Annotated in this window: 26 protein-coding genes; 8 read left to right on the forward strand and 18 right to left on the reverse strand. The window is 65.7% G+C overall.

Features of this window, described 5'->3' with window-relative positions; all coding sequences use genetic code 11:
- Positions 1-441 precede the first annotated feature (441 nt).
- A complete protein-coding gene (locus ACSYHF_RS10200; protein ID WP_069138527.1) occupies positions 442-1,395 on the forward strand; it encodes an alpha/beta fold hydrolase in 954 nt (317 codons plus the stop codon).
- 237 nt (positions 1,396-1,632) lie between these two features.
- On the forward strand, positions 1,633-1,944 hold the full coding sequence (locus tag ACSYHF_RS10205; RefSeq protein WP_005416559.1) for a hypothetical protein: 312 nt from the start codon (positions 1,633-1,635) through the stop codon (positions 1,942-1,944).
- A gap of 43 nt (positions 1,945-1,987) precedes the next feature.
- Here ACSYHF_RS10205 and ACSYHF_RS10210 read toward each other — a convergent pair whose 3' ends face one another.
- From ACSYHF_RS10210 to ACSYHF_RS10225, 4 genes are all read right to left on the reverse strand, one after another.
- Complete coding sequence (locus ACSYHF_RS10210; protein ID WP_005416560.1) at positions 1,988-2,269, reverse strand: hypothetical protein; 282 nt, start codon at positions 2,267-2,269, stop codon at positions 1,988-1,990.
- Between the two features lie 281 nt (positions 2,270-2,550).
- Positions 2,551-2,820, reverse strand: a complete 270-nt coding sequence (locus tag ACSYHF_RS10215) for a hypothetical protein (RefSeq protein WP_065196287.1) — start codon at positions 2,818-2,820, stop codon at positions 2,551-2,553.
- 56 nt (positions 2,821-2,876) lie between these two features.
- Positions 2,877-3,092, reverse strand: a complete 216-nt coding sequence (locus ACSYHF_RS10220; RefSeq protein ID WP_111128475.1) for a hypothetical protein — start codon at positions 3,090-3,092, stop codon at positions 2,877-2,879.
- 432 nt (positions 3,093-3,524) lie between these two features.
- The gene (locus tag ACSYHF_RS10225) at positions 3,525-6,206 is read right to left on the reverse strand and encodes an excinuclease ABC subunit UvrA (protein WP_095377599.1); all 2,682 of its coding nucleotides are present in this window, start codon (positions 6,204-6,206) and stop codon (positions 3,525-3,527) included.
- Between the two features lie 178 nt (positions 6,207-6,384).
- Between ACSYHF_RS10225 and ACSYHF_RS10230 the strand changes: the two genes are divergently transcribed.
- Entirely contained in the window at positions 6,385-6,663 is a 279-nt protein-coding gene (locus ACSYHF_RS10230) for a hypothetical protein (RefSeq protein ID WP_134955598.1), read from the forward strand.
- Positions 6,664-6,893: 230 nt separating this feature from the next.
- Positions 6,894-7,391: a YciE/YciF ferroxidase family protein gene (locus ACSYHF_RS10235; RefSeq protein WP_005416567.1), complete on the forward strand. Its 498-nt coding sequence runs from the start codon at positions 6,894-6,896 to the stop codon at positions 7,389-7,391.
- Positions 7,392-7,430: 39 nt separating this feature from the next.
- Here ACSYHF_RS10235 and ACSYHF_RS10240 read toward each other — a convergent pair whose 3' ends face one another.
- From ACSYHF_RS10240 to ACSYHF_RS10255, 4 genes are all read right to left on the reverse strand, one after another.
- Entirely contained in the window at positions 7,431-8,165 is a 735-nt protein-coding gene (locus ACSYHF_RS10240; RefSeq protein WP_447576406.1) for a DNA-formamidopyrimidine glycosylase family protein, read from the reverse strand.
- The gene (locus tag ACSYHF_RS10245; RefSeq protein ID WP_447576407.1) at positions 8,158-8,925 is read right to left on the reverse strand and encodes a DUF72 domain-containing protein; all 768 of its coding nucleotides are present in this window, start codon (positions 8,923-8,925) and stop codon (positions 8,158-8,160) included. Before ACSYHF_RS10245 ends, ACSYHF_RS10240 begins: the two co-directional genes overlap by 8 nt.
- A complete protein-coding gene (locus tag ACSYHF_RS10250; RefSeq protein ID WP_447576408.1) occupies positions 8,922-9,389 on the reverse strand; it encodes a BLUF domain-containing protein in 468 nt (155 codons plus the stop codon). Before ACSYHF_RS10250 ends, ACSYHF_RS10245 begins: the two co-directional genes overlap by 4 nt.
- 286 nt (positions 9,390-9,675) lie before the next feature.
- Positions 9,676-10,017 (reverse strand): hypothetical protein, encoded by a 342-nt coding sequence (locus ACSYHF_RS10255; RefSeq protein ID WP_080376901.1) that lies wholly within the window; start codon positions 10,015-10,017, stop codon positions 9,676-9,678.
- A 205-nt stretch (positions 10,018-10,222) separates the two neighbouring features.
- On the opposite strand from ACSYHF_RS10255, the gene ACSYHF_RS10260 reads away from it, so the two are divergent.
- The gene (locus ACSYHF_RS10260) at positions 10,223-10,600 is read left to right on the forward strand and encodes a response regulator (RefSeq protein ID WP_111201028.1); all 378 of its coding nucleotides are present in this window, start codon (positions 10,223-10,225) and stop codon (positions 10,598-10,600) included.
- Positions 10,601-10,615: 15 nt separating this feature from the next.
- On the opposite strand, the gene ACSYHF_RS10265 is transcribed toward ACSYHF_RS10260, so the two are convergent.
- From ACSYHF_RS10265 to ACSYHF_RS10295, 7 genes are all read right to left on the reverse strand, one after another.
- Positions 10,616-11,044 carry a BLUF domain-containing protein gene (locus tag ACSYHF_RS10265; RefSeq protein ID WP_005416573.1) on the reverse strand — a complete coding sequence of 143 codons (429 nt, stop codon included), beginning with the start codon at positions 11,042-11,044 and terminating at the stop codon, positions 10,616-10,618.
- A 178-nt stretch (positions 11,045-11,222) separates the two neighbouring features.
- A complete protein-coding gene (locus ACSYHF_RS10270) occupies positions 11,223-11,912 on the reverse strand; it encodes a glycosyltransferase (protein ID WP_005416574.1) in 690 nt (229 codons plus the stop codon).
- A complete protein-coding gene (locus tag ACSYHF_RS10275; protein WP_111128460.1) occupies positions 11,909-12,496 on the reverse strand; it encodes a class I SAM-dependent DNA methyltransferase in 588 nt (195 codons plus the stop codon). Before ACSYHF_RS10275 ends, ACSYHF_RS10270 begins: the two co-directional genes overlap by 4 nt.
- Positions 12,493-13,251, reverse strand: coding sequence for a PIG-L deacetylase family protein (locus ACSYHF_RS10280; RefSeq protein WP_329845279.1), 759 nt, complete (start codon positions 13,249-13,251; stop codon positions 12,493-12,495). Before ACSYHF_RS10280 ends, ACSYHF_RS10275 begins: the two co-directional genes overlap by 4 nt.
- Positions 13,239-14,180, reverse strand: coding sequence for an acyl-CoA dehydrogenase (locus ACSYHF_RS10285; protein WP_447576409.1), 942 nt, complete (start codon positions 14,178-14,180; stop codon positions 13,239-13,241). The genes ACSYHF_RS10280 and ACSYHF_RS10285 overlap by 13 nt, the downstream gene beginning before the upstream one ends.
- Positions 14,181-14,289: 109 nt before the next feature.
- Positions 14,290-14,787: a hypothetical protein gene (locus tag ACSYHF_RS10290; protein ID WP_262233099.1), complete on the reverse strand. Its 498-nt coding sequence runs from the start codon at positions 14,785-14,787 to the stop codon at positions 14,290-14,292.
- A 10-nt stretch (positions 14,788-14,797) separates the two neighbouring features.
- Entirely contained in the window at positions 14,798-15,961 is a 1,164-nt protein-coding gene (locus ACSYHF_RS10295; protein WP_069138505.1) for a zinc-dependent alcohol dehydrogenase, read from the reverse strand.
- A gap of 148 nt (positions 15,962-16,109) precedes the next feature.
- On the opposite strand from ACSYHF_RS10295, the gene ACSYHF_RS10300 reads away from it, so the two are divergent.
- The 3 genes from ACSYHF_RS10300 to ACSYHF_RS10310 all read left to right on the forward strand — a co-directional run bounded on the left by ACSYHF_RS10300 (position 16,110) and on the right by ACSYHF_RS10310 (position 17,591).
- The gene (locus ACSYHF_RS10300; protein ID WP_447576410.1) at positions 16,110-16,298 is read left to right on the forward strand and encodes a hypothetical protein; all 189 of its coding nucleotides are present in this window, start codon (positions 16,110-16,112) and stop codon (positions 16,296-16,298) included.
- 99 nt (positions 16,299-16,397) lie between these two features.
- Entirely contained in the window at positions 16,398-17,036 is a 639-nt protein-coding gene (locus ACSYHF_RS10305; RefSeq protein ID WP_447576411.1) for a DUF6766 family protein, read from the forward strand.
- 3 nt (positions 17,037-17,039) lie between these two features.
- Positions 17,040-17,591, forward strand: a complete 552-nt coding sequence (locus tag ACSYHF_RS10310; RefSeq protein WP_329845284.1) for a cysteine hydrolase family protein — start codon at positions 17,040-17,042, stop codon at positions 17,589-17,591.
- A gap of 15 nt (positions 17,592-17,606) precedes the next feature.
- Here the strand turns inward: ACSYHF_RS10310 and ACSYHF_RS10315 are convergent, their stop codons facing one another.
- The 3 genes from ACSYHF_RS10315 to ACSYHF_RS10325 form a co-directional block, all read right to left on the reverse strand.
- The gene (locus ACSYHF_RS10315; protein ID WP_329845285.1) at positions 17,607-17,840 is read right to left on the reverse strand and encodes a hypothetical protein; all 234 of its coding nucleotides are present in this window, start codon (positions 17,838-17,840) and stop codon (positions 17,607-17,609) included.
- A 147-nt stretch (positions 17,841-17,987) separates the two neighbouring features.
- Positions 17,988-18,434: a Rap1a/Tai family immunity protein gene (locus ACSYHF_RS10320; protein WP_447576412.1), complete on the reverse strand. Its 447-nt coding sequence runs from the start codon at positions 18,432-18,434 to the stop codon at positions 17,988-17,990.
- 45 nt (positions 18,435-18,479) lie between these two features.
- Entirely contained in the window at positions 18,480-19,148 is a 669-nt protein-coding gene (locus ACSYHF_RS10325; RefSeq protein WP_447576413.1) for a hypothetical protein, read from the reverse strand.
- Positions 19,149-19,161: the final 13 nt, after the last annotated feature.

The following is a 19,161-nucleotide window of genomic DNA, read 5'->3' on the forward strand; positions in this document are numbered from 1 at the left end:
AAGGCTGGCGCGCACGAATCCGGGCGCTTGCCCATGGCGCAGGCCGTGACATTGCCAGGGCACGGTTGCCTGGCAGGCCAGCGCTGCGGAGTTCATGGGAAGACGGGCCACTGCGCGGGCAATGGGCCCGGAACACGGCAGGTGCCGTGTGGGATCAGCCTAGGCAGCACGCCGCAGGTGCGGTAGCGCCGTGAAGGGGTACGTCATGTTGCGTTCCGGGAAGCAATGCGGAACCGGCTGCAATGCCACCATTGCAAGCGCCTCTGGCTCGTTCGGTAGTGCGCAGGCCCAGGTCGGGCAGCTTCGGATGATCATCCAGTCGACCCCACTGTGGATCCGTGCACTCAGGACGCTCTATCAAGAAATCCGGACAGTTCATCACTCGGACGCCTGATTGCAGGCGCAAAGTACGTCTCACCACCCACCCATGAGAGCTCCCGCATGAACACCTTCGCCCGTACCCTGGCCGTTGCCACCCTCGCCCTCTCGGTCCAGGCCGGCCTGTCCGCGCAGGCCGCCGAACCGGCCAGGCCGGCGGCAGTCACCAGCATCGCGCGCACCGCCAGCTACATCACCACCGCCGATGGCGTGCAGCTGTACTACAAGGACTGGGGCCCGAAGAACGGCCCGGTCGTGACCTTCAGCCACGGCTGGCCGTTGAACTCGGACAGCTGGGAATCGCAGATGATCTTCCTGGCCAACCACGGCTACCGCGTCATTGCCCATGACCGTCGCGGCCACGGCCGTTCCAGCCAGCCGTGGGATGGCAACGACATGGATCACTACGCTGATGACCTGGCCACGGTGATCAATACGCTGGACCTGCACGATGTGACCCTGGTGGGCTTCTCCACCGGTGGCGGCGAAGTGGCGCGCTACATCGGCCGGCATGGCACCGGGCGGGTGAAGAAGGCCGTGCTGATCAGCTCGGTACCGCCGTTCATGCTGAAGACCGCCGACAACCCGAACGGCCTGCCGATCGAAGTGTTCGATGGCATCCGCAAGGCACAGATGGATAACCGCGCGCAGCTGTACAAGGACATTCCGTCGGGCCCGTTCTATGGCTTCAACCGCCCGGGCGCGAAGGTGTCGCAGGGGCTGATCGATGCGTGGTGGGCACAGGGCATGCAGGGCGGCCACAAGAACACCTACGACTCGATCGCTGCGTTCTCGGCCACCGATTTCCGCGCAGACCTGAAGAAATTCGATGTGCCCACCCTGGTCATCCACGGTGACGACGACCAGATCGTGCCGATCGACATCTCGGGCCGCCAATCGGCGAAGCTCATCAAGGGCGCAAAGCTGATTGTCTACCCGGGTGCGCCGCACGGCCTGACCGACACCCACAAGGACAAGGTCAACCAGGATCTGCTGGCGTTCCTGCAGGAAAAGTGAGTGTACGGGGCTCCGTCGTGATGGCGGAGCCCTTCCTCCCCAGAGGCAGGGCCGGCACCGGACGAGCGCCGGCTGCCACGTCAGTGCACGATTGCGGCCGTGGGATTTCAAGCCAGTCATGGCGCGCGGTGTGCACCTTGATGAAGGGTTAACCTCCAACAAAGCACACTGCGCTCTCACGGCTCTTCTCCGGCGCAGAATCCTTTGCTCCCGTGTCCAGCCTCAGACGACACGGCCATGCATCCTCCCAATGCCTTCCGGATCCACGCGATCCAGCCCCTTCTTGCGCGCAATGGCGCCATCGTTCGCCTCGATCAGTTGCGATCGACCTGCAAGAGCTGCGGCTTGCGCTCCTCAATGACCCAGGACGCCGGCATCAAGACGAGTCCATTGGGCACGACGCTCACGTGCCCCGCGTGCGGTGCCACGGGGCTGATGGACGAGGTGGAGATATGGCACCACTGGCTCGAACAGTGCCGGCGGGAACGGATGCTGGCGCTCTTCGATCCCGCACCTGACGAACCTCTGGAGCCTGATGGCCCCGAATGAGAGCGACGCATGGGCTGTCCGGCCGGCGCCTCAGCGCCGCGCCTCAACCGTCGCCGGGGTGACGCCCTGCCAGGCTACCCATCGTGAAGGCGTAGCCCGCCTCCTCCAGCAGCGCTCTCATGCGCAGCTCCACACGCCGGGGGGAAAGCAGGCTGTTGGGCGCGTACAGGGCATAGACGTAGCCTGCGCCGTCGATGATCTCGCGGCGCACGGCGCACTCATTGGATTCGGCAGCCTCGGACCAGACGGACATCAACCTGGCGGGACTGATGGATTGGCCGTTGCGAAGACGGAAGAACAGCCAGCGCACTCCCAGGGAACGCACCGGATTCAACCTAGCCACTGCGAACCCCCGATGCGCCGGAAAAGGTCCCTCAGGACCTCTGGATCCAAGCGTGGATGCTCGTCTTTCGAAGAGCGCGGAAGGTCGATACGTGCGGCGCCGTTCACCAGCGCGGGCAGATCGGACTGAAGGTCGATCCACCACCCCGTGGGCAGCCGGAGCCCCGTGCCCGTTCTATCGTAGATGCAGATCGGAAAAGTCATGGCGTTGCTCCTGGATGACCCGAGCATACGCCTGCGCGATGTCAGGTCTGGATGCGACGCCTAGGAAGATGCCGCATCGACGCGCTTTGCGCATTCGAATACGTGTGCTTCGTCCTGCTGGACCCTGCGGAACGACTCCAGCCAGCCGAACGCTGCGCCACGATTGTGAATCGTTTCGCCAAGCCTTCCGGTCAGGCACCGTGCGCACTCCATCCCGCCAGGACTGGGCGCATCGCAGCAACGGCATTGCGCCATCGTCGTCGTTCTCTCCGGGCGGCACTGGTACATGATCTTGGTCATCAGGCTGATCGCCTGGCTTTGCGAGGACATGCGCGCTCCCTGTCTGCTGCGGAAGCAGCCGCTCGGTGCGCGGCTCCTCCTGTTCCTCAGCGGCGGGTATCGCCGCCGAGACCGCCCTTCTTTTCATCCGCTGGCTTCGGGCTCTCGCTATCCTTGTTGTCCTGCTGCTGTTGCTGTCCTTGCTTGCCGGGCTCCTCCCCGCCGGGTTCGCCCCCCTCGCCCTGCCCCTGCGGTGCAGGCTGTTCTGCTTCAGCGGACGCGTTGGAGCGGTCATTCCTGTTCTGTTCGGGGACGCTGTTCATTTCGATTCTCCGCCGCAGCAAGTCTGCTGCCGATTGACTGTGGGCCTGTTGCCGTTACGGGAACGTGCCGGCAAGCGCGTTGTATGAACGGTTGTGATGAACAGGCTCCCGGCAGCGAGCGTGTACAGTGAGGTTTCGAACAGGGGTAGGCGCCGTGAGCCACGGAAGAAGCAAGCACGTTGTCGATGTGGAGCGCGAGCTGGCCCACTGGGAAACCGCCTTCAATCTGGGTGCGCTGCCCGCGATGAGTTTCCGGCACGAAGTGGCGCCGGTCATCCGGCTTGCCTGCGATATCTATGTGAGATATCCGCACGGTACCCGGTCAGCCTGGATGGACGATCTGCAGTGCCGCCTTGCGAAACGATCAAGCCTACGCGGCCACCCTGGCGCGGCAGAGATTGCCGATCGTTGCTGGACGCTGCTGTCCTGCGGCTAGGCGCCTCCTGCCGGACGATTCCGCTCGCGCACACCCTGCCCCAGCTCGGATGCCAGGAACGGCGCCGTCCTGCTGCCCTTGGCGCGGGCCACCTGTTGCGGCGTGCCCTTCGCCACGATGGTGCCGCCTGCGCTGCCAGCGCCCGGACCGACGTCGATCACCCAGTCGGCCTGTGCGACAGAACGCATGTCGTGCTCGATCATCACCACCGTGTTGCCTGCGTCCACCAGCCGCTGAAGCTGCACCAGCAGCCTGTCCGCGTCTGATGCATGCAGGCCGGTGGTGGGTTCGTCCAGCACGTACAGCGTGCGCCCGCGCTGGCTGCGCTGCAGCTCTGTGGCCAGCTTGATGCGTTGCGCCTCACCCCCTGAAAGCTCCGTGGCCGGCTGGCCCAGCCGCAGGTAGCCCAGGCCGATCTCCTGCAGCAACTGCAGCGGGCGGGCGATGGCCTCTTCTTCGGCGAAGAACGCATGGGCCTGGTCCACCGTCATCTGCAGGACCTCGGCAATGTTGCGGCCGTTCCACTGCACCTTCAGCGTGGCCTCGTTGTAGCGGGCGCCATGACAGGTGGGGCACGGCGCATAGACGCTGGGCATGAACAGCAGTTCGACGCTGACGAAACCCTCGCCTTCGCAGGTCTCGCATCGCCCCTTGGCTACGTTGAACGAAAAGCGGCCCGCATCGAATCGGCGACGGCGCGCGTCGGGTGTCGCGGCGAACAGCTTGCGCACGTGGTCGAACAGGCCCGTGTAGGTAGCCAGGTTGGAGCGTGGCGTGCGGCCGATGGGCTTCTGGTCCACCTGCACCACGCGCTGGATGGCGTCCACGTCGCCGGCCAGCTGGCCCCGCGTTGCTTCGATTACGGTGGGTCCTTCGGCAGGTGCGCTGTCGGCGCCGTCGTCTGCCGTCTCATGCCCGAGGTGCAGCAGCATCAGCTCGGGCAGCGCCTGCGCCATCAGGCTGGATTTGCCCGATCCGGAAATGCCGGTCACTGCAGTCAGCAACCCCAACGGCACCTGCGCATCCACACCGTGCAGGTTGTGGCGGTGGATGCCTTTCAGCGCCAGCCAGCTGTTGGCACTGCGCTGCCGGCTGGCCGGCGCGGGCACCCGGTCGAACAGGTACTGCGCCGTGCGCGAATCCTGAACGTTGCGCAGGCCGTCGGGCTCGCCACTGTAGAGAACGCGTCCGCCATGTTCCCCTGCCTGCGGGCCCACATCCACCAGCCACTGCGCGCGGCGCATCAGCTCCAGATCATGTTCAACAACGAACACCGAGTTACCGCCGTCGCGCAGGCGTTCCAGCGCGTCGTACAGCGCCTGGCTGTCGGCCGGATGCAGGCCGGCCGACGGTTCGTCGAGCACGTACAGCACGCCGAACAGCAGCGAGCTGAGCTGCGTGGCCAGGCGCAGGCGCTGCAGTTCGCCGGCCGACAGTGTGGGCGTGGCGCGGTCCAGCGAGAGATAGCCCAGGCCGAGCTCGCGAAGTTGCCGTACCCGCGCCATGACCCCGCCCGCGAGCCGTTGCGCCGCCAGGCGCTTTTCCTCTGACAGGGCTGAGGTCAGGCGCACGTCAGGGGCGCCTTCGTGGGTCGCGCGGCCACTTGCTGCCCGCTTGGCGCGATCGCTGGGCGTTGCACGCCTGCTGGTACGCGCGCCGTGGCTGTGTGCACTGAAATCGCCCTGCGCGATGGGCTCGAGCAACGCCGCCAGCTGGTCCAGCGGCAGCCGCATGAACTCGCCGATGTCCACGCCGGCGAAGGTGACCGAGAGCGCTTCCGGCTTCAGGCGCTTTCCCTGGCAAGCGGGGCACAGCCGGCCTTCCATGTAGCGGGAAACACGCTTGCGCATCAGCGCGCTCTGGGTGTTGGCAAAGGTGTGCAGCACGTAGCGGCGTGCGCCGGTGTACGTACCCATGTAGCTGGGCTCCAGCTTGCGCTTGAGCGCGGCGCGGGTCTCGGCCGGCGTGAAGCCGGCATAGACCGGCACCGTGGGCGTTTCCTCGGTGAACAGGATCCAGTCGCGGTCCTTCTTCGGCAGTTTCTTCCACGGCACATCGATGTCGTAGCCCAGCGTGACCAGAATGTCGCGCAGGTTCTGGCCATGCCATGCCGGTGGCCAGGAGGCGATGGCGCGCTCGCGGATGCTCAGCGAAGGGTCCGGCACCATCAGTGCTTCAGTCACTTCGTAGACATGCCCCAGGCCATGGCAGGTGCTGCAGGCGCCCTGTGGGGTGTTGGGCGAGAAGTCTTCGGCGTACAGCATGGGCTGGTGGGCCGGGTAGGCCCCTGCCCGCGAGTACATCATGCGCACCAGGCTGGACAACGTCGTCACACTGCCCACCGACGAGCGCGCATTGCTGGCACCGCGCTGCTGCTGCAGGGCGACAGCCGGCGGCAGCCCGTCGATGGCATCCACGTCGGGTACGCCGGCCTGGTCGATCAGGCGGCGTGCGTACGGCGCGACGGATTCGAAATAGCGGCGCTGCGCTTCGGCGAAGACCGTGCCGAAGGCCAGCGAGGACTTGCCGGACCCGGACACGCCGGAGAACACCACCAGCGCATTGCGTGGAATGGAGACGTCGACATTCTTCAGGTTGTGCTCGCGCGCACCGCGGACCTCGATGCAGCCGCTGGCTGCGGCAGCACATGACGATTCGCCAAAGGGGGTGTTGGACATTTCAGCATTCCTGCATTCGGTGGGCGGATCGCGCATGGTGCGCCCGAGCGGCCATTGTCACCGGTCCGGAGTGAATGGCGCGAGGGCGCCGGAGGCGGGATGCTGTCTTCACCTCTCGTTCGTACGGCGTTGCCCAGCCAAGGGCTAGCGTGGGGCTGCCCACACACCGGAGGCCCTCATGCACCCCGACGTACTTGGCTGGGCCGCCACGGCGGTACTGATGACAACCTTGATCCGGCAGATGGTGAAGCAGTGGCAGTCGTCCAACCCGGAAGCCGTATCCAGGTGGCTGTTCGCAGGCCAGATGACCGCATCTGCGCTGTTCACGGTGTACAGCGCGATGCTGGGCAGCGTGGTCTTCGTGGTGACCAATGCGATGCTGCTGTTGACGGGGGTGGTGGGCCAGGTGATGGCGTGGCGCCGCCGCGGCCGACGCCGGGCTCCCCCGCCCTGCTGATTGTTAATGCGCGTTGCCTGAAGGTTTGACATTACTTTCCCCCACCGTTGATGGGGCCGGACCGTCACACGGATGAGGAGGCCGCTGCATGCCGTACGGTTCTGGCGCACTCTCGTAAAGACCGTGCGCAGTAATCCTGCGGGCGCTCACATGCCGCCTTCACCTGGCCCCTGCCCGATCGCAACCGGGCAGGACCTACGCTGAGCACTCCACTCACTGCGGAGCCCAGTATGGCTATCAAGACGGCGGAAGACCTGTTCATCCACGAACTCTCGGATATCTACAGTGCCGAGAAGCAGCTGACCAAGGCCCTCCCGCGCCTGGCCCGTGCGGCCGAGAACCCGGACCTGGCGGCAGCGTTCGAAACGCACCTGGAAGAAACGCAGGGCCAGATCGAACGCATCGATCAGGTGGTGGAGGTGCTTGGCATTCGCCTGAAGCGCATCAAGTGTGCGGCGATGGAAGGCTTGGTGGAGGAAGGCAAGGAAGTGATCGACAGCATCGACAAGGGGCCGGTGCGGGATGCGGCCCTGATCGGCGGCGCGCAGAAGGTCGAGCATTACGAGATTGCGTCCTACGGCACCATCGCCGCGCTGGCCAAGCAACTGGGCTACAAGGATGCCCTTCCGCTGCTGCTGGAGACGCTGGAGGAAGAGAAGGCCACCGACGAGAAGCTGACCCTGCTGGCCAAGGGCGGCGGCAACGCCAAGGCCGCGCAGGCCGCCTGACCGGCGCACGCCGGAACCCGGCGGCCACGGATGGCCGCGTCAGGGCCCGTACAGCACCTGATCATTCGGGCAGAAGAACGTGCGTCGCCGTGTGGTCCCCAGGTAGAGCTTGCTGATCGGGCCGCCGCACAGAGGGCAGACCTTTTTCGTGTGCACCTGCCAATGCTTCTTCAGTTCGAAACGGCGGTTCCACTCCAGGAAATCAAAGCTGTAGGCGCGGGCCTGCTCGATCATGGCGGTAAGCCTGCGTGGTGGCAGGTCGCCCAGCCGGGTGGCCGGATGCACGCCTATCCGGAACAGCACCTCGTTCTTGATGATGTTGCCCACGCCGGCGAAGACGGTCTGGTCCAGAAGCGCATCACAGACCATGACATCCGGCAGGGCCTTCAGCTTGCGCCGGGCCAGCTTTGGATCCCAGGCATCATTCATCACGTCCGCCCGCCAGTCGTAGATGTCGTCCAGAGGTTGGTCAATCAAGCGCACGGAACACGCATAGAAGTTCAGCTCACCGTTGTCGAACACCAGCGATACCCGCGCCGGGGTCGGCTTCCGTTCGTCAATGCGCCAGCTGCCGAACATCATCAGGTGGATGCGCAGCGTGTGGCGGCTGAATTCCAGCAGGAGGTGCTTGCCCCAACTGCGGACCGCCTTGACCCTGCGGCCCTGCAGCGGTGACAGGTCGATGCGGCTGTTACCGGACACGGCGCGGACCACGTGCCCCTTGAAGTGGCTCGCTGCTTCGCGCAGCAGCACGATCGAAGGGCCTTCAGGCATGTGCATTCTCCTGCAGAAGTGCCTGCAGGCGCAGGGCGTTGCCGGTGGCGTGACTCAGTGCGGTATTGTCCAGTACGAACCAGGCGGGTCGTTGCGCGTCGGATTCGCGCCGCAGCCGTTCCGCGAGCCCGGCCAGGGCCTGTTCACTGTACGCACTGCGATAGATCTGCGGTTGGCCGTGCCAGCGCCAGTAGCTCCAGGTGCCGTCACCGCCGGGGATCGCTGCCGCTGGCACACGTGCCGGATCTGCGGCGACCCGTGCCACGCCATGCGCACTCAGAAGTGCATCCACTTCCGGCGTGAACCAGCTCAGGTGGCGCGGCTCGCACGCCACATCGGCCTGGGTGCGTGAACGCAGGTCCCGCAGGAATTCCCTGGTCGTGGCCGCGTCGTACACCAGGCTTGGCGGCAACTGCAGCAGTAGCGGCCCCAGCTTTCCACCCAGCTCCAGCACGCCATCCAGGAACTGTTCGAACGGCTGCATCGCATCGCGCAGCCGACGCTCATGGCTGATCTCCCGCGGCAGTTTCACCGCGAACCGGAAGCCCTCCGGAACGCTCACCGCCCATCGCGCGTAGGTGCTGGGCTGGTGCGGTCGATAGAAGGACGAGTTGATCTCCACCATCGGCAGGCGTGTGGCATAGCGCTGCAGTGCGCTGTCGCCCGCGCCGAACGCTTCGTGAACCGCCCGCGGCAGCGACCAGCCCGCACAGCCAACACGCAGTGGGGCGGATGCACGCGGGGCGGCCGCGGCCTTCATCGTACCGACTGCCGGTACGGTTCCAGGGTCTCTCCCGCACCTGCATCCGTCTGCAACGGCGAGACCGACAGCAGACGATCCAGCGCACTGCTTCCCGAGTCGAGCGCCGACGCGCTACGTACGAAGCCGGTCCAGTCGGAGATGGCGATCTTTCCCAGCGCCAGTTCGTCCACCCGCACGCTGCGCATCCGCCAGTGCGGAAACTGTCGGCGCCCCACCCTGCCCCGGTTCAGCTCGACGATCCCACTGTGGCTGCAGGCCGCGAGAATGCGTGTGTACGCCGCATTGATCCCGGCCTCCGGGCCCTCCAGATACTGCAGGAAGCGCGAGCCATCGAACAGCAGCGTGCCGGTGACATCGACGGATTCGTTGAACTGCACCGCTTCGGCCACAAGCTGCTGCAGCCGCGCTGCGGTCAGCTTGCGGGAGGCTTCACTCACGTAGGCAATCGCACGAAGAGGCATGGCACCACCGATGGTTGCGGACCGCTTTACCTTAGCGATGCCGGTCGTACGCGCGGTGAGTCCGGTGTGGAGGCTGCGTCGAGTTGCGGCGCGTCCACGCCGCTTGGGCATGACGCGCTGATCGGGCACAAGCCGCAGACCACCGCAATGTCCGGCGCGCCCGGTACGCAGCCACCTCAGCAGGGGACCGCCTCGTCGGGAGGTGTGAACCGCCCAAGGTGTGCGCTGCACGCAGCCCTGATGCAGCGATAGCATCTACGGACTTCGGGATGGCCCCGCTCCGCGATCAGGGCATCGGGCTGGACAGTGCCGCGCCGCCGGCTCGACCTTGCAGGCTGCCACCCGACGCGCGCGGAGCGTCCGTTGCCACCAGCGCCTGTACCACACGATGTTGCATACGATGAGCGCCGCCCTCCACGCCCACGACATACACGAAGCGCCCATCGAACTTGGCGTGCGCGCCCTCCAGGAGATCGTCAGCCTGCAGCGCCCGCTTGAGCGACTTCATCCACGTGCGTTCAGGCATGCGGTCCAGTTCCACTACGATGGCAGTGCCACCGCAGTCCAGCGGCATGCACTCGACACGCAGCACGCGTGGAGAAGCAGAATCGGTTCCGGATAGCGGCATGAGAGAAGCTCCAGTGCGGGGGACGGCGGCAGTATCCATGCCACGTGCCAAGGCGCCGTCAACGAGCTCCATCCGGCCCTGCACGCTGCCTCGACGGTGCCGGAAGCGCGCTTCACGGGCTTCGCGCCGGGCTGACAAGCCGCACGCACCGTATTGATGCTACACAGCACAGACTGGCGTTCCCGAAGCAACACAGGCTGCACACATGCAATCCGGATTGAGCCAGCGCAGATGCAACCTGCTGCTGGTGGAAGACCAGCTCGACCTGGCAGCACTGATGGAACATGCACTTGAGGACGCTGGCGACCAGGTGACACACGCCTACAGCGTGTTCGACGCGCTGGGACTGCTGGATACCCAGCGGTTCGACGGCGCCGTGCTGGACGTCGAGCTTCGAGACGGCGTGGTATTTCCAGTCGCTGATCGCCTGGCGGAACTTGGCATCCCCTTTCTGTTCGTCTCTGCGGTCTATGACCAGCTGGTGCCACAGCGCCACCGCCGCGCCGCCTTCGTGGCCAAGCCATTCCACATCGATCAGTTGCAGGACACTGTGCGGCGTGTGATCAGCTGCACAACATGCTAGCACCCGTCCCGCACTTCAGGCGGCGTTCGCGTAGGGCTCAACGACTGCAAGCAGCTTCTCCATCGCTTCGGCTTCGTCCTGGCTCGTTACCGCCCGCTGGATGAAACGGCTCCAGTCAGCTAGGGCGATCCTCTGCAGCTCGCCCGCGCTGACCGACAGGCAGCGCATCGGCCAGAACGGCAACCGCCGCTGCCCGACACGGCCACGCCCGAGTTCGGTCAGTTCGGTATGGCTGCGGGCGCCGCTTACGCGGGAGAAGGCAACATCCAGCCCGTCCGCGGGGCCTTCCATGTATTGCAGGAAGCGCTGCCCGTCGAACAACAGGACCCCGGTCACGCCCGCTGATCGATTGAAGCGGGCCGCATCTTCCATCAGTGCAGCCAGGCGTTCCGGCGTGAACCCGGGGGCAGCCCGGCTGGCGTAGACAATCGCGCTGTTCGGCATCGGCCGCTCCTGCTCTCCCAGCCGATCAATCTAAGGTCGGCAGCGTTCACGCGCCGTAAACGCGTACAGGGAGCGCGTCACATATCGGCCGATGTGCCCGGGTTTCATGGGATTCGGCCTGAATCGGAGGCGCCTGACGGCGCGACCGTCTGCTGCGGTGCGGCGAAATGGCCGGTGTTTACGCAATGGCCGGCCCGGTCAGCACGGCAGGGGCACCCGCCGCCCCCATTTCCGCCAGATAGGCTGAAAATCCCCCTGCGGCGCGCCCTTCCAGACGCGCACTGGTGAAGACGACGGGAGCACCGGCCCAGCGTACATCCGCGCCGCAGGCCTGCAGCGCCCTCACCATCTGGACGTCTTCCCCGCAGCGCAAGGCAGGAAAACCGCCGACCGCACGATAGAAATGGGCAGAGACACCCAGGTTGGCACCATGGATGCGCCCGTGACCTTCCCCCCACTGCTGCCGCCCCTGGAATACCCTGCGCAGGCGATGTTCGGACGGGCAGCGCGCCGCAATGTCCACCAGTCCGCAGAAGGCGTCACACGGCTGCTCCAGTTGTCCAACCAACCAGTCGCCAGGGACCTCGCTATCAGCGTCGGTGCTGGCCAACCACCTGGCGCCGCGACCCAGCAGCTCGACGGCGGCCGCTGCGCGGGCAATCCCCACGCAGCGTGCATCCAGCCGCACAATGCCGACGCGCTGTTGGTGGCAGATGGACGCCGTCGCATCCGAGCAAGCGTCCAGTGCAACTACCACTTCGACCGCTTCGCCGCCCAGGCCCGGGTGCAGGGCCGCCCTTCGGATCGATTGCAGGCAGCGCGCCATGCTGGCTGCCTCGTTGTGCGCGGGGACCAGAACGCCTATCACCGCAGCCCCTCGTTGCGGGCCAGTGACAGCGTGCCGCGCGTCCAACCCTGCAGCACGAAGTCCGCATCGCGATAGTGGAAGGCTTCGTGCAGGCCGTCGGCAAGGCAGCGATGCACGACTTCGGTCCGGCTCACCCGCCCGGGGAACGAGGGCAACCAATGGCAGGCGACCAGCAATCCGTCGTCACGAAGTGCTTGATCGATTCCGGCCCGCAGCTCGCGAAGGGCGCTCGTCCCCAGGTAGTAGCCCATCTCACCGCAGACGATCAGGTCGAAGCGCCCCGGCGGCCATTGCTCGGGGTGGCTGGCGCAGTGGACCTGCACGTGCGGCAGGTGGGCCAGGTTGCGGCGGGCCCGGAACGCTGCGCGCGGGCTGATATCGGTGGCCAGCAGGCGCTCACAGCGGGCCGCCAGGGCCTCGGTCAGCACGCCGTTGGAGCATCCCAGCTCCCAGCCACGATTGAACTGGCGCTGGCTCAGGCTGGCCAGCAGCAACGCACGCTTGCGTTCTTCATACCACCGACTGCGGTAGCCAAAAGGGTCTTCCTGCTCATGCAGTTCATCAAAGTACGGTTGCGCGCTCATGCCAGAAATACCTCGTAATCGCGGAAAAATCGGGCCAGTACATGGGAAGGCAGCACCGGCGGGCTGTTCAGGCCCGACACGTTGCCCGTCTGCGTCCGGAACCGGGCGATCGCACTTCGTTTCACCGACGCCACTGCGGAAATGTCGACAAGCTGCGGGAACTCCCACGCCATATGCGCGCAGGCCGGATCCAGCCAGTGCCAGCCCCATACCGGGTACTCCAGGCGACGGCAACCCACTGCGCGCGCGGCGCGGCAGGCTGCACGCCCTGCCGCTTCGTGATCGGGATGCCCATCGAAGCGCCAGGGCGCCAGTACCAGATCGCCCGGCTGCAGGTGCTGCTGCAGCCAGTCCTGCAGGCCCTGTTCGTGCTTGCTGACCGCGCCATCGCCGATGCCGAGATGAAACGTCGCGTCGGCCGCAATCCCAAGTTCCGCCAATGCGGCTGCAAGCTCTGCCCGACGCGCCGACCGCAGGCGCTCCGGTGTCCACCACGGTTCACCCGGATAACACGCTTCACCATCGGTCACGGCAATGACGCCAACCTGCATGCCCTGTGCCGCGGCATGATGGAGCAGCCCACCACAGCCAAGAATCTCGTCGTCGGGATGCGGCGCAACGACCACAAGGCGGTCATGGTCGGCGCACAGTGAACGGGCGGACGTGGACGGTTGCTGCCAGAGCCAATCGCAGCGCAGCCAGGCCTGTTCCTGAGTTCCCTGTCCTTGCAGGGGTGTGCTGGCTACAGCGCCCATGCGGTCTCCTCGGCTGCCCGCTGCTCACCCAGCCACTGCCAATCGCGATCGGCATGGCACTGCCTGAGGAACACCGTCAGGTCCGCCCAGCGGCGGGCGTGACCGTCTTCCAGGCACATCGGCGCCGGACCGAGCGCCCGGCCTGCAAGGTCCAGGACGCGCGTCGCCGCCCGTTCGACCACGCAGCGCAGCCGCACTACGTCTTCCCGATGCGCCAATTGGGGCGCGTCGTCGATGCGTGCGGCCACTTCGCGAAGCAGCGCCGCAGCCGGCCCCAGCACAAGGTCCGCTGCACCCAGCAGCCGTGCGCGGTTGCCGTCGCTGCAGGCCGGCCGCATGCGTTCAGCCAGTGCCACCGCTGCGCCAAACCAGACCGCCGCGATACCGGCTCCGCCATGCCAGAAGCCCGGCCGTTGCAGGTAGGCGTCGCGCGGTCCCAGAATCGTCATCGGTGCGCCGTCGAAGCGCACCGTCGTGGACGGAATGCCGGCCATGCCAGCCGCCGGCCAGGGCTCACCCGAAAGCGTGCACCAATGCTCCGCCGGCACATGGCACAGCCACACGCCGTGTGTGTTCCGCACGGTTACCAGTGCCGCATCCACCCACGCGCTGCCTGAACACCAGGGCTTGTCACCATACAGTCCCCCGCCGGCGTCGATGCGCAGGGTGTTGGCTGGGCCTTCTGCGGCCCACACCGCCAGCAGCTGCCCCTCAGCAACCCTAGGCGCGTTCAGCTCGGCAATGATCGCCAGGGCGTCGTAATGCGCTTCCAGTACCTTGGCCAGGCAGAGGTCCTCTGCCCCCCACGCCGCCAGCGCCCGCCAACGCTGCAGCGTGTGGCCACTTCCGGGCAAAGGGAGCGCGGGCTGCTGGGCGAGAACCTGGCGCGCGCGGTTGAACAGCGAAGAAGGCGACGTCACATCCTGCATGGCCGGTCTGCAATGAAGATAGGTGATGAACGTAGGCGCCCTGCGGTCACATCACTGTCTTGGCGGTGTGGCGGCCACATGAATACCCGGCGCAGTGTTCCTCACGCGCTCACCGCTGGCGCTGTTCGCTGGCACGCACGCACTGGCGCAGCTCCCATAGCCATGGCAACACCACCAGGCCAAGCGCCGGCAGCAGTACGAACCCCCACAGCGCCGGTGCTGCCGGTGCCACATTGACTGCCCATCGAGGTTCGGCCTGCCACGCCACCCCGCCCAGCAGCACCCAGGGAGCGGCGTCGAGCACACTGTGCACGTGCTGCTCGGCCGGGCTGATGCGTCGCCGCCCGTCCGCGCTGACGGTGTCGAGGTAGCCGGCGATTGCATGCGCGATGACCAGGACTGCCAGCAGCGTGACGAGCAACCACGTGCTTTCCAGCACGAGCCACGCCAGCATGCCGCTGCCGATGAGCAGCAGCTGCAGCCCATGCAGCAGGCTCTCGCGCATCGCGGACGTGTGCGGCAGGTCGGTGCGCCGGTGAAAGTGGAAGTCCAGCGCACCGGCGGCCAGCCAGACTACGTAGACACAGGCCATGACAATCCAACTCATGACGGCCTGCTCAGGGAGTCAATACGATCTTGCGGCAGTCGTCGTCCTTGGCGTCGAACATCGCATAACCTTGCGCTGCGTCGGCCAGGCGCATCCGGTGCGAGATGATGTCCCCCGGATCCAGCTTTCCTTCCAGGATTGCGTCCAGCAGTTCCGGCATCAGTCCCTGCACGTGAGTCTGCCCCATCTTGAATGTCAGGCCCTTGTCGAACGCATCGCCCAGCAGGAACCCGTGGATGAAACCGGCATAGACACCGGGAATGCTGACCACGCCGCCGCGGCGGGCGGCAGCGATGCACTGACGGATGGCCACGCCACTGCTGCCTTCCAGTTTCACGGCGGTCAGCGCTGACTCCAGGGCACTGCCCTCGGCCTCGAAACCGACGGCCTCGATGCAGGCATCCACGCCGCGCCCACTGGTCTGGGTCAGTATGTAGTCGGCTGGGTCCTCGATCTCCTTGAAGTCGATCGGCATCACACCATAGGCACGGCGCGCGTAGTCCAGGCGGTAGCGAAGATGGTCGACCATGAAGATGGTCTCCGCACCCAGCAGCCGGCAGCAGGCCGCGCTCATCAGTCCCACCGGACCGGCACCGAAGATGGCTACTGTCGAGCCCGGCTTGACCCCAGCGTTCAGCGCGGCCTGATAGCCGGTGGGCAGAATGTCCGACAGGAACAGAACCTGTTCGTCGGCCACGCCTTCCGGAATGCGCAGTGGGCCCACATTCGCCTTGGGCACGCGCACGAATTCGGCCTGTCCGCCTGCCACGCCGCCATACAGATGGCTGTACCCGAACAACGCCGCCGGAGGCAGAAGGCCCTTCTGGTTCAGCGCAGCGCCCTTGCCCGTGTTGGTGGTCTCGCAGGCAGCATACTCGGCCAGCCGGCAGTGAAAGCACTCGCCACAGGCGATCACGAAGGGGATCACCACGCGATCACCCGGCCTCACCTGCGTTACGCCGCTGCCGACCTCTTCCACCACGCCCATGAATTCGTGGCCCAGCACATCGCCGTCATGCAGATCGGGAATCTTGCCCCTGTACAGGTGCAGGTCCGAACCACAGATGGCGGTGGCGGTAACCCTCAGGATCAGATCGTCCTCAGCCGCCAGTACCGGGTCCGGCACGGTCTCGACTCGCACATCCTTGCGGCCGTGATAGGTCAATGCCTGCATCGTGCTTCTCCAGAAGATCGGAACGACAGCATCGCAGGCACGTCCTCCCGCCCCGGTGACATCCAGGTGTGCGCAGCGTTCATTTCGCGGCGTCGGGGCGTTAACCCCTCCCGGGCCACGCTGCGAACACCCACCACAGGAGCCCACCATGAACGACAAGCAGCCTTTCAATCCAACAACAGACGTGGACGATCAATCGAAAGCGCACACGCCGGACAAGCGACGCAATGATCGAGCGAAGTGGAAAGAGCACGACATGCCGGACGACGGCGATGGCCCCAAGGCCGTACCTGAGGACTACGAACGTCCCGACCCAGATCCGACGGGCAAGCGTTGAGGCCGCCTCACATCCTGGATGCGCCGGATTCACGCGTCATGGTGCGCTGCCGGCGCAAGCTGCATGCACGATTTCTGGTCGGCCTGAACGAGGTGTTGCATGTGGAAACGCAACGGTCTCTCGCTGGTACTGCTTGCACTCACTGTCGTCTTCATTGCCGGGCAGGCAGTTGCGGGACATCACGTGCACAATCAGGAGTTGACCCAGCACGGACGCGCGCCGGTCGACCTGTGGCACTACCTGGCGACCGGGCATTTCGTGAGCGCTACATTCGAAAACTGGGAGAGCGAGTTCCTGCAGATGGGGATGTACGTTCTTCTGACCGTCAGTCTGCGCCAGCGTGGCTCAGCCGAATCCCGGCCGCTGGACCCCGCGCAGGAGCAGAACCGCGTGGAGCCGGGACCTGCGCCGTGGCCGGTTCGTCGCGGCGGCGCATGGAAGGTGCTCTACGCTCACTCGCTTGCGATCGCCTTCGGGCTGTTGTTCCTGCTCAGTTTTACATTGCATGCATTGGGTAGCTGGCGCGCCGAGCAGGTCGAGCAACAGTTGCAGGGATTGCCGGTGCCGGGTTTCCTGGAGCATCTGGGCAGCAGCACGTTCTGGTTCGAATCGATGCAGAACTGGCAGAGCGAATTCCTTGCCGTGCTGTCCCTGGTCGTGCTCACGATCTTCCTGCGGCAGAAGGACTCACCGCAATCCAAGCCGGTCGACGCTCCGCACGCGCAGACAGGTGATTGAGCCATGGGAAATGCTCCGTCAACCGCCTTGCTGATCATCGATATGTTCAGTCGCTTCGACTTCCCGGGTGCGCAGGCGCTGGCACCGGCTGCGGAGCGGGCGGCCAGACAGATCCGGCGCTTGAGAGACCACTTCGATGACCACGGATGGCCGGTCATCTACGCCAATGACAATTTTTCCGACTGGAAGCGTGACTTCCGTCAGCAGGTAGCACAGTGCCAGCGGGACGGAGGACCGGCCGGGCGAATTGCCGGTCTCCTCTCTCCCCTGCCCGACCACTACTTCGTGCTCAAGCCCAAGCATTCGGCGTTTCTGGCCAGCCCGTTGCCGATTCTGCTGGCCAAGCTCGGCGTGCGCAGCCTCTGGCTCGCTGGGATGACGGCCGATTCGTGTGTCCTGGCTACTGCGCTGGACGCCAACGCCAGGGAATTCGACGTGGTGGTGGCTCGGGAGGCCGTGGCGGGAATGCCGGCCCGGAAACAGCGTGCAATGGCGCTGCTGGCCGAATCGGGCGCGGCCCGGGTCGCGCGGCTCGCCTCGCTAGTCCCGGCATGACCGGCCGGAGCGGGCTCAGGCCCGGTCTGCGATTCCCTTTACACCGGCGTGACCGGCGCAATGTGCGCAGCAGAAGATCTGACCGCTTCCTTCAACGCCATGGCCGATGATCGTGCAGTCGCAATGTGCGCAGCGCGGTGCGAACGCGTGGATGGCGCACTCGAACGAATCGAAGGTGCCGCTGCGTCCACCCTGCTGGAGGGTGAAGCTCTTGTCGTAGTCATTGCCGCAGACATCACAGGTAGCCATGGGGCACCTCATGCGGAGAAAGGAGCATGCAGTGTCGCGGGCGCGGGTGTCGGCGGTCGTGAATGCATCGTGTCGCCAGCGTGCAGAACACCGATGTGTTCATTACGCAGGCTGCAGCCCGCGTTGCCAACGCCCAGCCCACGCGTCTCAGCGTGCCTTGCCGGGCTCGGCACTGCCACCAGGCGATGTGCCGCGACCACAGGGAAACGCCGCGCGCAGCCCTTCGACAACCAGGGGAGACGCATCCTGTTGCAATCGCACGCGGGGCAGCTGCCGGAGATGGGAAGACACCTGATCGACCAGTTCATGCGGAAGGATCCGGCCCTGCCCACACCACTGACCGCGGCTGGCATCGGCGACACCCAGGATATAGCTGCTGGCCCGGGCGCTGGACAGCCCCCGGCAGTGTTCGCCATCGCAGAACCCGTCAGCGCCTTTGCCCTGCAGCAGCGTGATGAGCTCGGCCCCACTGACAAGCCAAGTGCGTTCCGGTTGCGTTGTGCCTGCCACGGCGGGTCCCACCAGGGCGCCGAGGCACAGTGTCAGGAGCCAACGCATGCGGCGGTGCGCGCGGCGGGCGTGATGTCCTTTCATATCGGGGTCCTGGCTGTCGTTTTTCTGGATTCCACGCGGTGCCGGTCAGAGTTGATCAAGCTGATTGCGTGGTTCAAACGCCGGGTCGTCCTCAGCTTCCAGCATGGCATCCACCAAGGCGTCGAAGGGCGCGGCAGCGGTATCCAGGTCCGTGGAAGAAAGGAATCCGGATTCCCCCTGGCCGGCCAGGGCAATCGCGGCAACGGTCTCGCGCTCACCTTCCTCTGCCCAGAGATAGTCGTGGACCAGTGCCACCCCGTGGTCGCCCGCCTTCAGGAAATCGGCCGCGCCCCGTGCCACAGCCAGAAACGCGATGAGATCGTAGAGGCTTTCCGAATACGTCAGCGATCCCGCAACAAAGTGCGTACCAGTGCGGTCATAGGCGGCAACCTGGATATTCTCGGCCTGCGCGGATGCAAGGAAGGCCTTCAATGCGGCGCGATTGTCGGGGTAGCGGGCCAGCAGGGCCTGGCAGGCTATGAGCAGTTCATCCAACGCCTCGTCGCTTGAAGACGCCAGGCATTCACCGTTGCCCAAGCGCCACGGCCCGGCGATGCATCGCCAGTCGGACCATCGGGATGGCGAAGGCAGGGGCGCCGCCAGCCATCTGGAGAGATCTTCGTGGCGCAACTGCAGGCGCAACAGCGCTGAATAAGGCTCTGACAAGGCGATGACCCATCCGGTCTGCGTGTCCAGATGGCTTTTAGCAGACAACGCGCGCCCCGCC

This window comes from Stenotrophomonas maltophilia group sp. P373 (assembly GCF_053295075.1).

Bases quoted from the DNA above. Each gene is read 5' to 3' on its own strand.
- ACSYHF_RS10280 (WP_329845279.1), bottom strand. From the start codon at position 13,251: ATGGGCGCTGTAGCCAGCACACCCCTGCAAGGACAGGGAACTCAGGAA.
- ACSYHF_RS10240 (WP_447576406.1), bottom strand. From the start codon at position 8,165: ATGCCTGAAGGCCCTTCGATCGTGCTGCTGCGCGAAGCAGCGAGCCAC.
- ACSYHF_RS10285 (WP_447576409.1), bottom strand. From the start codon at position 14,180: ATGCAGGATGTGACGTCGCCTTCTTCGCTGTTCAACCGCGCGCGCCAG.
- ACSYHF_RS10200 (WP_069138527.1), top strand. From the start codon at position 442: ATGAACACCTTCGCCCGTACCCTGGCCGTTGCCACCCTCGCCCTCTCG.
- ACSYHF_RS10205 (WP_005416559.1), top strand. From the start codon at position 1,633: ATGCATCCTCCCAATGCCTTCCGGATCCACGCGATCCAGCCCCTTCTT.
- ACSYHF_RS10300 (WP_447576410.1), top strand. From the start codon at position 16,110: ATGAACGACAAGCAGCCTTTCAATCCAACAACAGACGTGGACGATCAA.
- ACSYHF_RS10310 (WP_329845284.1), top strand. From the start codon at position 17,040: ATGGGAAATGCTCCGTCAACCGCCTTGCTGATCATCGATATGTTCAGT.
- ACSYHF_RS10250 (WP_447576408.1), bottom strand. From the start codon at position 9,389: ATGCCTCTTCGTGCGATTGCCTACGTGAGTGAAGCCTCCCGCAAGCTG.
- ACSYHF_RS10245 (WP_447576407.1), bottom strand. From the start codon at position 8,925: ATGAAGGCCGCGGCCGCCCCGCGTGCATCCGCCCCACTGCGTGTTGGC.
- ACSYHF_RS10225 (WP_095377599.1), bottom strand. From the start codon at position 6,206: ATGTCCAACACCCCCTTTGGCGAATCGTCATGTGCTGCCGCAGCCAGC.
- ACSYHF_RS10315 (WP_329845285.1), bottom strand. From the start codon at position 17,840: ATGGCTACCTGTGATGTCTGCGGCAATGACTACGACAAGAGCTTCACC.
- ACSYHF_RS10230 (WP_134955598.1), top strand. From the start codon at position 6,385: ATGCACCCCGACGTACTTGGCTGGGCCGCCACGGCGGTACTGATGACA.
- ACSYHF_RS10265 (WP_005416573.1), bottom strand. From the start codon at position 11,044: ATGCCGAACAGCGCGATTGTCTACGCCAGCCGGGCTGCCCCCGGGTTC.
- ACSYHF_RS10320 (WP_447576412.1), bottom strand. From the start codon at position 18,434: ATGAAAGGACATCACGCCCGCCGCGCGCACCGCCGCATGCGTTGGCTC.
- ACSYHF_RS10290 (WP_262233099.1), bottom strand. From the start codon at position 14,787: ATGAGTTGGATTGTCATGGCCTGTGTCTACGTAGTCTGGCTGGCCGCC.
- ACSYHF_RS10215 (WP_065196287.1), bottom strand. From the start codon at position 2,820: ATGTCCTCGCAAAGCCAGGCGATCAGCCTGATGACCAAGATCATGTAC.
- ACSYHF_RS10260 (WP_111201028.1), top strand. From the start codon at position 10,223: ATGCAATCCGGATTGAGCCAGCGCAGATGCAACCTGCTGCTGGTGGAA.
- ACSYHF_RS10255 (WP_080376901.1), bottom strand. From the start codon at position 10,017: ATGCCGCTATCCGGAACCGATTCTGCTTCTCCACGCGTGCTGCGTGTC.
- ACSYHF_RS10220 (WP_111128475.1), bottom strand. From the start codon at position 3,092: ATGAACAGCGTCCCCGAACAGAACAGGAATGACCGCTCCAACGCGTCC.
- ACSYHF_RS10305 (WP_447576411.1), top strand. From the start codon at position 16,398: ATGTGGAAACGCAACGGTCTCTCGCTGGTACTGCTTGCACTCACTGTC.
- ACSYHF_RS10295 (WP_069138505.1), bottom strand. From the start codon at position 15,961: ATGCAGGCATTGACCTATCACGGCCGCAAGGATGTGCGAGTCGAGACC.
- ACSYHF_RS10235 (WP_005416567.1), top strand. From the start codon at position 6,894: ATGGCTATCAAGACGGCGGAAGACCTGTTCATCCACGAACTCTCGGAT.
- ACSYHF_RS10275 (WP_111128460.1), bottom strand. From the start codon at position 12,496: ATGAGCGCGCAACCGTACTTTGATGAACTGCATGAGCAGGAAGACCCT.